This is a genomic window from Paenibacillus sp. sg306046 (genome assembly GCF_059821225.1).
Map to the genome: position 1 here is coordinate 146521 of NZ_JCAMRT010000006.1, position 14094 is coordinate 160614.

Consider the following 14094-nt stretch of genomic DNA (forward strand, 5'->3'; position numbering starts at 1 on the left):
AGGGCCCCATGATTCACAATACGAAATGCGAATGCGGGCATCAAAATCCTGTCGGAACGCTGCTGTGCGAAGCCTGCGGCAAGCCGCTGGAGGATGACGGGGGAGCCGAGCCGCTTGAGATGCGCTACGACGGAATGGCCCGCCGCTCTCAGAAGACGAACCCGCGGCTGATCGACCGTGTCTGGAATTTCTTCTCCTCGGTCAAGGTGGCTATTTATCTGATCATCATTACGCTGATCGGCTCGGCGCTCGGAACGATTTATCCGCAGGAGAACACCTTCCTCAACTTCGATCCGTCCGTGTACTATGAGGAAACGTACGGCTTCAGCGGCTACATTTATTATATGCTTGGCTTGTCCCATACATTCGAGTCCTGGTGGTTTATTACGCTGCTGTTTATGATCGGCACGTCGCTGGTCGTCTGCAGCCTGGACCGGGTGCTGCCGCTGTACAAGGCGCTCAGCAAGCAGCAGATTCGCAAGCATCTGCGCTTTATTACCCGCCAGAAGGTTGCTTATATCGGTCCGGTGCCGGGCGGCTCAGGCGAAGCTGTCGCTCACGACTGGACCGGGCAGGCGGCAAAAGCGCTGTCGAAGTCCGGCTACCGCGTAAATATGGACGGAGGAGCGCTGCTGGCGGAGAAATACCGGTTCAGCCGCTGGGGCCCGTATATTAATCATATCGGTCTCATTATTTTCCTCGGCGCGGTATTGATGCGGAGCATTCCCGGCTGGCATATGGATCAGCATCTCGCATTTCCGGAGGGCAAGCTGGTCAAAATTCCTGAAACCTCTTACTATTTGAAAAATGAGAAGTTTACGCTGGAGTTTTACACGCCGGAGGAAATGACCGAGGACTTCCGCTCCAAGGGCATTGATGTGCCCAAGGTGTTCGAAACCCAGGCGGCGCTGTACATGTGCAAGGCGGATTGCGACGATCCCGCGAAGGAGCCGGTGCTGGAGGAGGTTCACAAGCAAAACATCATCGTCAACAAGCCCTTGTCCTATAACGGGCTGCTCGCGTATCAGTTCGACTTCAAGCCGCAGCCGACCTTGATTGCGGTCAAGCCGACGCTGCGCAACAAGCAGACGGGCGAAACGTACGGCCAGTTCGACCTGTCGATGGACAACCCGAAGGAGCTGTATATCTTAGGTCCGTACCAGCTCAAGCTGAACGCGTATTTCCCGGACTTTGCCGTAGACTCGAACGGGTTGCCGATGACGAAGACGAAGGAACCGCTGATGCCGGCCTTTGTGTTCACGATTACGGGACCGGACCTTGCGCCGCAGGGCGAGCCTTATATGTACTTCCCCCGGCAGGTGGACAAGGTGAATTTCCGTCAGGATGAAGTGAACGGCGCGCTTGGACAGAAGCTGGAAATTTCGGTCGGCTCGATGGAAAATGTCCAGTTCTCCGAATATATCAGCTACCTGAACATTCGGGTGGATCGGGCGATGCCGTTTATTTGGATCGGAGCGGCTATCTCCATGATCGGCCTTATTATGGGCTTCTACTGGCATCACCGCCGCATCTGGCTGCGGATCGACGACGGCGAGCTGGCACTTGGCGCGCACACGAATAAAAATTGGTACGGGCTTCGCAAGGAAATTGCCCAGATTCTCGGCAAAACAGGAATCGAGGTTGACCCGAAAACGCTTGAAAGAAGGGTGGAAGAGACGTGAGCAGCACGTTACTGCTGGTTGCATTTATTATTTACGCACTGGCCCTGATGGGCTTTGTGATCGGCATTACAGGCAAGAAGTCTGTGCAGGTGACCGATCCCGAGAGCTACGGCCGCAAGTGGGGCCGGATCGGCATCGGGCTGACGATTGCGGGCTTTTTGTCCCATGCGGGCTTCTTCTTCACACGCTGGGCGGAGGCCGGCCATATTCCGACCAGTAATATGTACGAGTTTATGACGATGCTTGGCATGATGATTGTACTGGCGTTTATCATCGTTTACTTCCTGTACAAAACCTCGGTGCTTGGCGTGTTTTCCTTGCCGGTGGCGATCATAATGATTGCTTATGCCTCCGTGTTTCCGCGCGAGGTGCAGCCGCTGATCCCGGCGCTGCAAAGCTACTGGCTGAAAATTCACGTGACAACGGCCGCGCTAGGCGAAGCGTTTTTCGCTGTCGGCTTTGCCGCGGGGCTGATGTACCTGGTGCAAAACGTGAACTTCGAGGAGCGCAGCAAGGCTGCGCGGCGCGAGCAGCGCGGGGTAGAGTTTACGCTGTTTACGCTGGCGGTCGTTGTTGCGTTTGTTGCCTCGATTTTTACGTTCAACGGCATGGGCTACAAAGCTGTGTTTACGAGCAACGCGGTCATCAAGGACTTGAACAATGTGGAGCAGCTGGTGCCGCAGGAGACGACCTATGTGCTGCCTCCGATTTTCGGGCCGCATGAGGGGCAGACGATGCAGATGACGCCGTTTTTCGGCATGACCGAGCCGCTGATGGAAGCTCCGTCCTGGATGAAGGGCGCCAACGCCGGGCGCAAGCTGAATACGGTCGTCTGGTCGGTGCTCGGCGGGATTGTGCTGTACGCGCTGCTGCGGCTGGCCGCACGCAAGCCGCTGGGCGCAGCGCTGCACCCGCTGCTGAAGGGGGTTGATCGGGACGATATCGACGAAATCGGCTACCGGTCGGTTGCGATCGGGTATCCGATCTTCACCCTGGGCGCGCTTATCTTTGCGATGATCTGGGCGCATGAGGCGTGGGGCCGCTTCTGGGGCTGGGACCCGAAGGAAGTATGGGCGCTGATCGTCTGGCTGTTTTATGCGGCCTACCTGCATCTGCGGTTGTCCCGCGGCTGGCAGGGCAAGCGTTCGGCCTGGCTGTCTGTCATCGGGTTCCTGGTCGTCATGTTTACCTTAATCGGAGTTAACCTCGTCATCGCGGGCTTGCATTCGTACTCCGGTACATAAGCTGTGCGCAGTGCGCAGGGCAGGGAAGAGACCGTCATTCTGAGTGTGAAAGAGGGTTTATGGCCAATGACAGATGTGAAAATGAACATATTGGTTGTTGATGATGAGGAACGGATTCGCCGCTTGCTGCGGATGTACCTGGAGAAGGAAAATTACCGCATCGACGAGGCGGAGGACGGGGAATCGGCGCTGCGCAAGGCGCTGGACATCGACTACGATCTGATTTTGCTTGATGTGATGCTGCCGGGCATTGACGGCAATGAAGTATGCGCCAGGCTGCGCCAGGTCAAGTCGACGCCGGTTATTATGCTGACCGCCAAAGGCGAGGAAACGAACCGTGTGCAGGGCTTCGAATCAGGCGCGGACGACTACGTTGTGAAACCGTTCAGCCCGCGTGAAGTGATTTACCGGGTCAAAGCGATTTTGCGCCGTTCGTCGGTTACTGCGTATTTGTCCAAGGAAGTGAATTCGAGCAACAATATTGTGTTCCCGAATCTGGTTATTGAGCATGACGCCCACCGTGTAAGCGCAGGCGGTCAGGAGGTCGCGCTGACGCCGAAGGAATACGAGCTGCTGCATTATTTGGCCGTTTCGCCGGACAAGGTGTTTTCGCGTGAGGAGCTGCTGAAGGACGTCTGGAACTATGAATTTTTCGGCGACCTGCGAACGGTCGATACGCACGTCAAGCGGCTGCGTGAGAAGCTGAACAAAGTATCGCCGGATGCGGCGGCCATGATTACAACGGTTTGGGGCGTCGGCTACAAGCTTGAGGTGCCCAAGTAACGTGTTTATTTTCAAAAGCATTGTCGGCAAGCTGTGGATCACCATCATCGGCCTGGTGGTGGTCGTGCTGCTGACTGTCGGCGCCTTTTTGTTCAAATATATCGAAACGTCCTTCCCCAAATCGAAGGATCAGGTTGAGACGCTCAACCGGCTTGCCGTGAAGGTCGCCAGCGAGCTTTCTCTGCATAAGGAAGAGCGCCGCTATTTGCAGGTCGTCAATGAGCTGCTGAACGCTCAGGGCGCCAGCGTGCTGGTCGTCACCCGGACGTACGAGCAGGAAAGCACGCCGATCAGCGAATCGGATGACCGCCGGATTCAGTTCGACGACTTCTTTACGAAAAATGAGCTGGCCAAAGTGTTCGCGGGCGAGGCGGTCGACAACCGCAACCTGGCGATTGCCGTGCGCTCGCCGCTCGGCCGCACCTATACGGCGGTAGCTGTTCCATACATGGAGCAGGATCAGGCGACCGTCGCCGGAGCGCTCATCATGTACCAGCTGACCCAGTCGTCCGAGGTGACGCAGGATTATGTGAAGACGTTGTTTGTCGTCGTTGGCGTAGCGGGCTTTCTGATGACGACATTTTTCGCTTTCTTCCTGCTGACGCGGATCACGCAGCCGCTGCTTAATCTCAAGAAGGCCGCCGATTTGATCTCGGAGGGGGAATACGGCAGTCGCGTGCCGATCCAATCATCCGATGAGATCGGCGAGCTGGGCAAGACGTTTAACCGAATGGGCGTCCAGCTGCAGGATACGATTCAGGCGCTCAGTCATGAGAAGGAGCATCTGGCCAGCGTGCTGCGCAGTATGGCCGACGCTGTCGTGACGTTTGACACGGAAGGCCGGGTCATTTTGGACAACCCCGAAGGGGAACGCATTATCCGCGAATGGAACGAGCTGGAGTGGCCGGGCGAAGATCAGGAGCCTGCAGCATCCGGCGCGGCCCGCTGGGACTGGCGACGGATTCCGGAGCCGCTGCGGCCGTTGTTCGACGAGGTGATCGCCCACCCGCAGGAGATGACGACGAAGCTGCATGTCAAAAGCGAGGTTTGGTCGGTCGTCATGGCTCCGTTGTACGTGCAGGAGTCCGTTCGCGGGGTCGTTGCGGTGCTGCGCAATGTGACGGAGGAGTTCCGGCTGGAAAAGCTGCGCAAAGACTTCGTCGCCAACGTCTCGCATGAGCTGCGCACGCCGCTGTCCATGCTGCAGGGCTACAGCGAGGCGCTGCTCGACGATATCGCCGCAACGCCGGAAGCGCGCAAGGAGCTCGCGCAGGTCATCTATGACGAGTCGCTGCGCATGGGCCGACTTGTGCGTGACCTGCTTGATCTGGCGCGGATGGAAAACGGCCATATGCAGCTCAACCTGCGGGAGCTGGACGCGCATACGTTTATCCGGCGCATGCATCGCAAATTTGCCGCGCTGTCCAAGGAGAAGGGCATCGAGCTGACCTATGCCTTGCCGGATGAGCCGCTGCTGCTGGAGCAGGCCGATGAGGACCGGCTTGAGCAGGTGCTGACGAACTTGCTGGACAATGCGCTCCGGCATACGCCTGCCGAAGCGCGCATCCGGGTCAGCGCCGAGGCGACGCGCTTGCGCGGAGAGGCCGCTGTACTCATCGAGGTGTCGGACGAGGGATACGGGATCGGGTCCGAGGATTTGCCTTATGTGTTCGAACGGTTTTACAAGGCCGACAAGGCCCGTACGCGAGGCGTATCCGGCGGTACAGGTCTTGGACTGTCCATCGTGAAAAACATCGTAGAAGCCCACCAGGGCATCGTACAGGCGAAAAGCCAGCCAGGTCAAGGAACGACATTTTCCATCGTTTTACCGTGTCAACCTGCGAAATCCTAACAAAAACCCCCTTCGGCCCTAGGCCGGAGGGGGTTTGCTGCTGTTAACAGGTGTAGAAAAAAGGTTGCAAATGTTGTTGTCCGTGGAACAAGTACGCAGCCTGGCACGATGATGCTCCGGGCTGCAGTTCCGGGGTGTCAGCTCTTACAGCGTCAGCTCGCGCACATGGGTCAGCTCCGGCAGGGCGGAAAGCTGCTCCAGCACCGATTGCGGCGCGTGTTTATCAATTGTCAGCACCATGATGGCGTTGCCGCCGATGACCTTGCGGCCTACTTGCATGGTGGCGATGTTGACGTCATTGTTGCCCAGCAGCGTACCGACTTTACCGATGATGCCCGGCTTGTCGTTGTGCGAGATCAGCAGCAGCGTGCCGGCAGGAGCGAAGTCAACCGGATACTGGTCGATTTGCACGATCCGTTCGCCGTAGCCGGACAGCAGAGTGCCTGCCAGCGTGCGCTGTTCGTTTTTCGTCTTCAGCGTAACCGACACGAGGTTGGTGAACGTTTTCGACGCCGACGATTTTTGCACGACAATGTTCAGGTCGCGGGATTTCGCCAGGTGCATCGCGTTCACGACGTTGACGCCCTCCAGCTGATGCTGCAGCACGCCCTTCACGATGTAACGTGTCAGCGGCGATGTATCGACATCGGTCAAATCGCCGGAGTAGCTGACGACAATTTCGCTGACGGCGCTGTCGATCGTTTGGCCGAGGAAGTTGCCGAGCGTTTCGCCGAGATTGAAGTATGGCTGCAGCGCGTTTAACACGTTGGCAGGCACCGGCGGCATGTTGACCGCGTTTTTGAACGGCTCGTCGCGGAGAATATGCAGCACTTCTTCCGAAACGTCAATCGCTACATTTTCCTGAGCTTCAATCGTCGATGCGCCCAGATGCGGGGTTACGATAATTTTCGGATTGTTCAGGAACGGATGATCAGCTGCCGGCGGCTCGGCTTCAAATACGTCAAAGGCTGCTCCGGCAACGATGCCGGACTCAATCGCTTCGACAAGCGCCAGCTCGTCGATAATGCCGCCGCGGGCACAGTTTACGATCCGTGCGCCTTTTTTCATCAGCTCAAATTGCGGACGGCTGATCATATGGCGCGTTTCGTTCGTCAGCGGCGTATGCACCGTAATAAAATCGGCCTTGCTGCAAATTTCGTTGACCGTGCCAAGCTTGACGCCCATTTGATCGGCTCTTTCTTCGGTCAGGAACGGGTCGTAGCCGAGCACCTCCATGCCAAATACTTTTGCGCGCTTGGCGACTTCGCTGCCGATCCGGCCCATGCCGAGAATACCGAGCACTTTATTGCGGAGCTCGACGCCAACAAACGTTTTGCGGTCCCATTCGCCGCCAACCGTTTTCTTGTACGCTTGCGGAATCATCCGGGCAGTTGACATCATCATGGCAAACGTAAGCTCGCAGGTAGCGATGGTGTTGCCGTCCGGAGCGTTAATGACGACAATACCGCGTTTGGTGGCAGCTTCCAGGTTGATGTTGTCAACGCCGACGCCCGCGCGGCCTACCACTTTCAGGCGGCTGCTTGCGTTCATGATGCGCTCGGTAACTTTTGTCGCGCTGCGCACGAGAATTGCGTCGTAGTCAGGGATGATTGCAACCAGCTCGTCTTCGGACAGGCCGTTTTTCTTGTCCACCTCGACATCAGCGGCATCATACAACAACTGAATCCCCATATCGCTGATTCCATCCATAACCAACACTCTAAACATTGCCAATTCCCTCCGTTGTGCATGTAGTAAAAAGCAAAAAACTCCTCATCCCGATACGTCTAGCGTATACAAGGGACGAGGAGCTGATTCTCGTGGTACCACCCTAATTCGCTGCATGCTCGCGCACACGGCCTTAGCGGGTCTGTTCAACACAGACCGAGAAAGGTAACGGCTTCTAGCCGGCTGCAACTACTGAAAGTTCGATGCAGCAACTCGGGAGTGCTCCGCATGGCGTTTACGTCCGGTTTGCACCATCCACCGGCTCTCTGTACGTTCCGCAGCATACTTGGTTCCGTCATCGTTTGTCATCATATATCGCTAAATTTTTCACTAGCTTATCACGTAAATTTTGGGCTTGTCAAGGAAAAATCGAAAGTCAGGCAAATAGATGGGAGCAGTGGGCTATTCTCGTCTGCTTCAACCGTCGACCGGGCGGAAATGGGAGACGCAACGGCCAGTATTCACAGAACGCTCTGTACGGTTTGCCAAGCCGGGGATGAGGCGGGTACAATAAACGTAAGCAGGCAGAAGCATGCAGCAGGATGAGGAGGAAGCCACATGTCATATGACCGGATCGGACCGGATGCGTATGCCAGAATGCGGGAGCGGGGCGAGCTGGAAGGCACGCTGACGATCGACGTTCGGCAGCAGGAGGAATGGGATTATTACCATTGGGACGGCATGGAGCTGATGCCGATGATGACGATTCCGGAGAAGCTGGCCGAGCTGCCTAAGGATCAGCCGATTTATGTGGTGTGCGCGCATGGCGTGCGCAGCGAGAACGTATGCCGTTATTTAAGCGAGCACGGCTTCGACAATACGGTGAATGTCGAGGGCGGCATGGCTGCGCTTGCTGCAGTTCAGGGCGTCCGTTACGACTGATTTGGAGCTAGCGAGGCATTGCCTGAAGCGACAAAAGCCGCCATTCCCCGGAGGGAACGGCGGCTTTTCCTTCCTGCTTGGCAGGCCGGCGCTTGCTGCGCATGTCAGTTGGTGAAGAAAGGCAGCTGCGGCAGCGTTTCGTTCGCATACAGCTTGCTGCGAGTACGCAGGAAGTCGCCTGCGCGCACAGCGTCGGTGGCGATCAGCATGTCGGCGATGGCGTTGATGTCGTTCAGGTTCATTTTTTTAATCTGGCCGTTCGCAATCATATCGTCGATCCGGCTGCTCAGATCCTGCGGCGTGAACGCTTCGTATTTTTTGCTGGTCATCAGCCAGTTGGCTATATAAGCGTTTTTCATGTTCAGCGAAAGCGCGCTCCAATCCTTCACGGCGAGCGGCGCGGCAGGATCAATCGGCTTGAAGCCGGCAATCGACGTTTCGGCCCATTTGATAATGGCGTCATAGTATTCGTCCTCCGCTTTCAGCGCAAAGTTGCGGGCTTCCGACAAATAAGGATCGGCCTGCAGCTGATTGATCAGCTCGGTGACCGGCATCGCGTTGGCCTTGGACGCAAATCCCGGCAGCGCATCGCTGAACAGCTTCAGACTTTTCATATAGTCCTGCTGCGCCGCCTGAAGCAGCGGGGAAGAAGCGGGCGCTGACTTCTGGCTCAGCTCGTCATAACTGGCCTGGGCTTGCTTGGCCAGCTCCTTGAGCATAAGCGAGGCGTCGGTCGTATGATTGGCCTGCAGCCGATCCAGCTTGTCGAACCAGGCCTGATGAAATTCCCTGTAAGGCTGATAAATGGTATGATAGAACGAAACCAGATATTGCTGATGGTACGCTGTAAAGCCGTCCTGCTCTTCCTTTTGCTTGACAAGCTGGGTTTCATAGAAGGCGGAAGCGTTTTTCTTGCCCAGCTGCATGCCGTAGAAAAAAGCACCCACGGCTACAACAAGCATAAAGATGAATGTCATGGCAAACAAATAGTCTGTCCGGTTTAAACGTTTCTCCATAGGCCCAAGCACCTCAACTCTATTTCTATGCAGCTAGTATAGGCGAATTTGTCGAAAAAGGGAATCTTCATGAAAAAAATTAACTTTAAATCGGTAAAGCTCCGCCCGGTCAGTGCGGATGAATTGACGGATCGGTTGCTGATCATCAATTTGTACGTCACGCAAGCGGTTATTTTAGTGATTGCCGCCATTATTTTATGGTTTCAAAAGCCGGACCTCCTGTCTATATTCGCGATCTCGCCGGGCTGGCGCATCGTAGGCTGGGGAGGCGTGTATGCGGCTGTCGTGCTTGCCGTCGATCTGCTCGTATCCCGGTGGGTGCCGCCTGAAGTGACCGATGACGGCGGCATTAACGAGAAGCTGTTCGGCAACCGTCCGCTCTGGCATATTGCCGTGATGTCGTTTGCCGTAGCCGTCTGCGAAGAGCTGCTGTTCCGCGGCGCGATCCAGGCGTCATGGGGGCCGTATTGGACAAGCATCCTATTTGCGGCCATCCATTTCCGCTATTTGCAGCATTGGCTGATGACCGGGCTTGTGTTCAGCATCAGCTATGGCCTCGGCTGGATTTATATCCAGACCGGCTCACTCTGGACGCCCATCCTCGCTCATTTTCTCATCGACTTTGTGATGGGGTGCATCTTACGATACAGGAGAGAGACCTAGATGAAAGCCAAACGCACGCGTTCTGAGCCGATAGCGCCGCCGACGCCGGACCCGGCCGAGGCGGACTCTTCCGAGCAATCCGAGCACTACCTGCCTCCGCGCGGCTCCGTCCATCCGCCCGAAAAGGAGAAGTGGCTACGTATCTTTTATCGGTCGCTGCTCTGGATTTTTATACTGCTTGTTATCGGGTCGCTTTTGTGGGGGTGGAGACGGCTGTCTCAGTAACCTCGATCGTCTCGGGGTCAACGAAGCCGTAGCCCTTCTCCTCCAGTCGGGTCAGCAGCTGGTCGAGCGCTTCAACGGTCCAAGGCAGCTCATGCATTAAAATGTTGCTGCCCGGATGCAGCTGCTCCAGCACATTGGAGACGACCTGGTCCGCGCTGTGGTTTTTGACCGACATCTCCCAGTCCTTGGAGCCGTTGGACCAGGTCATATACAGCAGTTGCTCCTCCTTCGCCTTGGCTCGCACGAGGTCGCTGCCGGAGCCGTGGGGCGGCCGGAAAAACGATGGCGCTTTGCCGATGATATCTTTGACCGCCTTCTGAACGTCGGCGAGCTGCTGGTCGACCTTTTCCTTGCTTTCTTTTTTGAGATCAATATGATCCCATGAGTGGTTGCCGATGGTTTGACCGCGCTCGTCAAGCAGCTTGACAATGTCGGGCTTCTGCTTGATCCGGTAGCCGTTCAGGAAAAAGATCGCCTTCGCCTTGTGCTTGTCCAGCGTATCCAGCAGCGCCTTGTTCATGTCGAGCTCCTTAGGGCCGTCATCGAACGTAAGCAGGACGACCTTCCTGGAATGCTTTTCCGGGTCAATCGGTACGATATCATACGTTTTCGGATTCATGCGGTACGTTTTGGCTGCAGCGGCCGGCTCCGCGGGACCGGGTTCAGCCGTTGCGGACACAGGAGGCGTCGCAGACGGCGCTGCTGGCGTACCGGGTGCCGGATCGCCGCTCGGCCTGGGAACGCTCTCTGGAGCGGCCGGCGCCTGTACTTCCGCTTGCGGCATCTGCCCGGTAGCGTCAGGGGTGGAGGGAACGGCCTGACAGGCTGTTACGGCCGCAGTCATCAGCAGCGCGGCCGGTATGATCATCCATCGTTTCATGTACATGGCGGTTGTAGGCTCCTTGTAAGCAATGTTAGTGCAGGGACAAGCCGTCCCTTCCTGATTTTATCATGTATGATGGCCGGGCACCTAACGGAAAATAGGTACGTACACCAGCATGATGGAGGGATAGCCATGAAAGTGAGTACGTTTCTGTTAGGCGGTATTGTCGGGGCGGCCGCGGCGGTCTATGTGACGAAGCGGGTCAAGCCGCTGCTGTTTTCGGCGATGACCAGCAGCGATTCGGCCGCCGACTTGCTGAAGAAGCGCGACAACTGGGCCAAGCCGGGTAAGGACACGGACAGCCGCTCCTTTTCAGCAGGCGTCTGGGACGGCCAGAGCGCATCGGCATCGAAGAAGCAGTCCGCAGCGAGCGCCAAAAGCGATTCCGGCAGCGGCGAGCCTAACGGGCTTGGCAAGGTCGAGGAAATCGTTCGTCAGGACCCCAAGCTCAAGGAAGCGGTCGACGAGATTATGGCCGGAGCTTCGCTCAAAGAGCAGGACGTCCAGACACATTAAGCGGAGAGCGGATGGCAGAAGGCGCAGGGCGCTTCCTTGAGAAGCGGCCCGGCGTCTTTTTGCTGCGTGTGTGGAACAGAGAGGATTTTTTGGTTATAAGCCTTTTTTCGGCCAGAAAATGTTCTTTTCCGGCCGGAATGTGATATAATAGTCGTAACCTGGCATACAAGCTGTGGAAGAGCCCTGTTCAGGGCAAGTTTTGATGGAGCACACCATTATAACCCCAACTTCATAAGCTGTTATTCAGTCGGCAAGGGAGGAATCCAGTATGAAAATGGAGCGTTTAAGTCAGGACAAGATACGGATATTCCTCACATTCGATGACTTAACAGAGCGCGGTATTCAGAAGGATGACATGTGGAGAGAAATCCCCAAGGTTCATGAGCTGTTCAGCGAAATGATGGATCAAGCTTACATGGAGCTTGGATTTGATGCCAGCGGTCCGCTAGCAGTCGAGGTTCTTGCCATGCCGGCCCAAGGAATGATGGTCATTGTGACACGCGGCAAGATGAACTTCAATTCCGGCGACGATACGATGGAAGACGAACTTGAGGAAGAAGTGTACGAGCTGGAGCTGACCTTGGAGGAGACCGATCAGGTCACCTATGCGTTCAACGACTTCGAGGATTTGCTTCGTCTGGCGAAGGTGATGGCCCCGGCGCTGACCGACGGAGGCACGTTGTACGCTTACAAAAACAAGTGGATTTTGCTGCTTGACGCCGAGTCCATGGACGAGAAAAAATTGCAGGCCGTCGTAGCTGTGTTATCCGAATACGGGGAGTCCGCCTCGGTTACGCCTGCGGTGCTTGACGAATACGGCAAAACTGTCATTGCCGAGAACGCACTCGGAACGCTTTGCGCCAAATTTCAGTAAGCTTAGCGGGTAAAGCCGTTTCCATGCATACGAATATAGGGTAAAGCATTCACAAAAACGAACCGTTTTTGAGGAATGCTTTTTTTGCGGGGAGGAGCATGAAGGTGACGGGCATAAATAAAAGCGCGGCTAAACCGTCGTTTGACCTGGAAGAGCTGGTCGCGCATTACCAGAAGCAGCTGAGCGGTGAAGCGTTGTATTATTTGCAGCGCCGGGGCATCGAGCCGGAGACGGCTGAGCAGTACCGGATCGGCTATGAGCCTGGCAAGATCGGATTTTACGTGCAGTCGGGCAAGCTCGGCGGCTACTTTCAAAACCGAGTCATTATTCCGCTGACGGACAAGGAAGGCAGGCCGGCCGATCTGATCGGCCGTGCCGTCGACAATCGTGATCCCAAGTACAAGACCCTTGTTGGCGTCGAGGACTTTATGTTCAACGAGTCGGTGCTGGAGCAAACGGAGGACGTGGTGCTGTGCAGCGGCGTGTTTGACGTGCTGAGCTTGGCCCAATCCCGCCTGCCGGCTGTTTGTCCGCCCGTCTGGATGACGTTTAAGGAATCGTATGCGGTGAAGCTGAAGGACAAGCGGGTGTTTGTTTGCCTCGGGAATGATGAGTTGGGCCGCCGTGAAAGCTCGCGAGTCCAGGCGATGCTCCAGGAGATCGCCAAGGCTGTTTTTATCGTCAATCTCCCGGAGTCAATCAAGGACGTGAACGATTTTTTTGTGCGGGTGCAGAACCCGCTGGATACGTTTATTCAGCTCCTTAATGAAACAATGGAGGAGTCGCTGCTGCTCCCGATTTCTCCGGATGTCAAGCACATCACCGCTTATACGGAAGAATATATGAAGCGTTACCGCGGCCAGATTACCGGACTGCCGACCGGTCTCGCTCCGCTCGATGACGCGTTGTTCGGCGGCTTGCGGACCGGGCTGTATTTTCTGACCGGCAGCGCTTCCTCCGGCAAAACGATGCTGATGAAGCAAATGGCCGACGAGCTTGCCGCGGGGCAGGTTCCGGTCGTGTACGTTTCCTGGGATATGACGGCGTTTGAGCTGTGGGCGCGCAGCATCGCCCGGCTGATCGGCACAGAGCCGCAGCTTGTGCTTAGCGGCAAGGCGTCGCCGGATGAGGTCAGCCGCGCCAACAAGCAATATGCACACATCAGCAAATGGCTGTGGACAATCGAATGCTCGCTGGCGATGACGATGGACCGTGTCTTTGCGACGATCGAGCGAATTGCTGGCATCGCGGGCCGGGCGCCTGTCGTTTTCATCGACCATCTCAACCGCATCCCGACCGCCGGCATGCAGCGCCAGCCTCAGTCGGTCGCTGAGCACCAGACGATGCTGGCTTACGTGCTGAAGCAGTGGTCGCAGGAAAATGACGCTGCAGTCGTCACCGCGATTCCGATTGATTTGGCGGCAGAGCGGCTGCCCGAGGGAGCGGAAGCGGCTGCCGATGTGGTGCTGTCGCTGGCACAGCTCGAAGAAGCGGGCAAGGACGCCGCCGACCTGACGCCATGCCTGCTGCAGCTGACGAAGCACCGCAACGGGTCGCTGGCGCAGGTGCCGCTCCGTTTTTTGCAGCGGCTTGCCCGTTTTGAGGCTGAAGCGGAGGCCGAGCCGGCCCGTGAAGCCGCAGCTGCGGAGGAGCCGGCGTCCGAAGGAGCTTAGGCGGAGCGCCTTCTTCGGAGCGCGGCTTCCCTAGCCAGCGCCAAGAAAAACATGCTGTGGCTCGGCTGAGCTG

General features: G+C 56.6%; 13 protein-coding genes and 1 other annotated feature. Of the genes, 10 read left to right on the plus strand and 3 right to left on the minus strand.

What is annotated here, in order from left to right; all coding sequences use genetic code 11:
- The first annotated feature begins 8 nt into the window (after positions 1 to 8).
- From resB to AC6ROY_RS08335, 4 genes are all read left to right on the plus strand, one after another.
- The gene (gene resB / locus AC6ROY_RS08320) at positions 9 to 1682 is read left to right on the plus strand and encodes a cytochrome c biogenesis protein ResB (protein WP_500099753.1); all 1674 of its coding nucleotides are present in this window, start codon (positions 9 to 11) and stop codon (positions 1680 to 1682) included.
- Positions 1679 to 2926: a cytochrome c biogenesis protein CcsA gene (gene ccsA, locus AC6ROY_RS08325; RefSeq protein WP_500099755.1), complete on the plus strand. Its 1248-nt coding sequence runs from the start codon at positions 1679 to 1681 to the stop codon at positions 2924 to 2926. The genes resB and ccsA overlap by 4 nt, the downstream gene beginning before the upstream one ends.
- Positions 2927 to 2992: 66 nt before the next feature.
- A complete protein-coding gene (locus AC6ROY_RS08330) occupies positions 2993 to 3709 on the plus strand; it encodes a response regulator transcription factor (protein ID WP_500099756.1) in 717 nt (238 codons plus the stop codon).
- A gap of 1 nt (position 3710) precedes the next feature.
- A complete protein-coding gene (locus tag AC6ROY_RS08335) occupies positions 3711 to 5561 on the plus strand; it encodes a HAMP domain-containing sensor histidine kinase (protein ID WP_500099757.1) in 1851 nt (616 codons plus the stop codon).
- A 144-nt stretch (positions 5562 to 5705) separates the two neighbouring features.
- Here the strand turns inward: AC6ROY_RS08335 and serA are convergent, their stop codons facing one another.
- On the minus strand, positions 5706 to 7289 hold the full coding sequence (serA, locus tag AC6ROY_RS08340) for a phosphoglycerate dehydrogenase (protein ID WP_500099758.1): 1584 nt from the start codon (positions 7287 to 7289) through the stop codon (positions 5706 to 5708).
- 68 nt (positions 7290 to 7357) lie between these two features.
- Positions 7358 to 7597: a binding site (T-box leader), on the minus strand.
- A 250-nt stretch (positions 7598 to 7847) separates the two neighbouring features.
- Between serA and AC6ROY_RS08345 the strand changes: the two genes are divergently transcribed.
- Positions 7848 to 8171 (plus strand): rhodanese-like domain-containing protein, encoded by a 324-nt coding sequence (locus tag AC6ROY_RS08345; protein WP_500099759.1) that lies wholly within the window; start codon positions 7848 to 7850, stop codon positions 8169 to 8171.
- A 104-nt stretch (positions 8172 to 8275) separates the two neighbouring features.
- Here the strand turns inward: AC6ROY_RS08345 and AC6ROY_RS08350 are convergent, their stop codons facing one another.
- A complete protein-coding gene (locus AC6ROY_RS08350; protein WP_500099760.1) occupies positions 8276 to 9187 on the minus strand; it encodes a hypothetical protein in 912 nt (303 codons plus the stop codon).
- A gap of 69 nt (positions 9188 to 9256) precedes the next feature.
- On the opposite strand from AC6ROY_RS08350, the gene AC6ROY_RS08355 reads away from it, so the two are divergent.
- Together AC6ROY_RS08355 and AC6ROY_RS08360 are read left to right on the plus strand one after the other, a co-directional pair.
- Entirely contained in the window at positions 9257 to 9850 is a 594-nt protein-coding gene (locus AC6ROY_RS08355; RefSeq protein ID WP_500099762.1) for a CPBP family glutamic-type intramembrane protease, read from the plus strand.
- Entirely contained in the window at positions 9851 to 10075 is a 225-nt protein-coding gene (locus AC6ROY_RS08360) for a hypothetical protein (protein ID WP_500099764.1), read from the plus strand.
- Here the strand turns inward: AC6ROY_RS08360 and AC6ROY_RS08365 are convergent.
- Positions 10032 to 10955, minus strand: a complete 924-nt coding sequence (locus AC6ROY_RS08365) for a polysaccharide deacetylase family protein (RefSeq protein ID WP_500099885.1) — start codon at positions 10953 to 10955, stop codon at positions 10032 to 10034. The genes AC6ROY_RS08360 and AC6ROY_RS08365 overlap by 44 nt on opposite strands.
- Positions 10956 to 11090: 135 nt before the next feature.
- Here AC6ROY_RS08365 and AC6ROY_RS08370 point away from each other — a divergent pair, with 135 nt between their 5' ends.
- From AC6ROY_RS08370 to AC6ROY_RS08380, 3 genes are all read left to right on the plus strand, one after another.
- Entirely contained in the window at positions 11091 to 11474 is a 384-nt protein-coding gene (locus tag AC6ROY_RS08370; RefSeq protein ID WP_500099765.1) for a hypothetical protein, read from the plus strand.
- A gap of 268 nt (positions 11475 to 11742) precedes the next feature.
- Positions 11743 to 12348 carry a genetic competence negative regulator gene (locus tag AC6ROY_RS08375; protein ID WP_500099767.1) on the plus strand — a complete coding sequence of 202 codons (606 nt, stop codon included), beginning with the start codon at positions 11743 to 11745 and terminating at the stop codon, positions 12346 to 12348.
- Positions 12349 to 12446: 98 nt separating this feature from the next.
- Entirely contained in the window at positions 12447 to 14021 is a 1575-nt protein-coding gene (locus AC6ROY_RS08380; protein ID WP_500099768.1) for a DnaB-like helicase C-terminal domain-containing protein, read from the plus strand.
- Positions 14022 to 14094 lie beyond the last annotated feature (73 nt).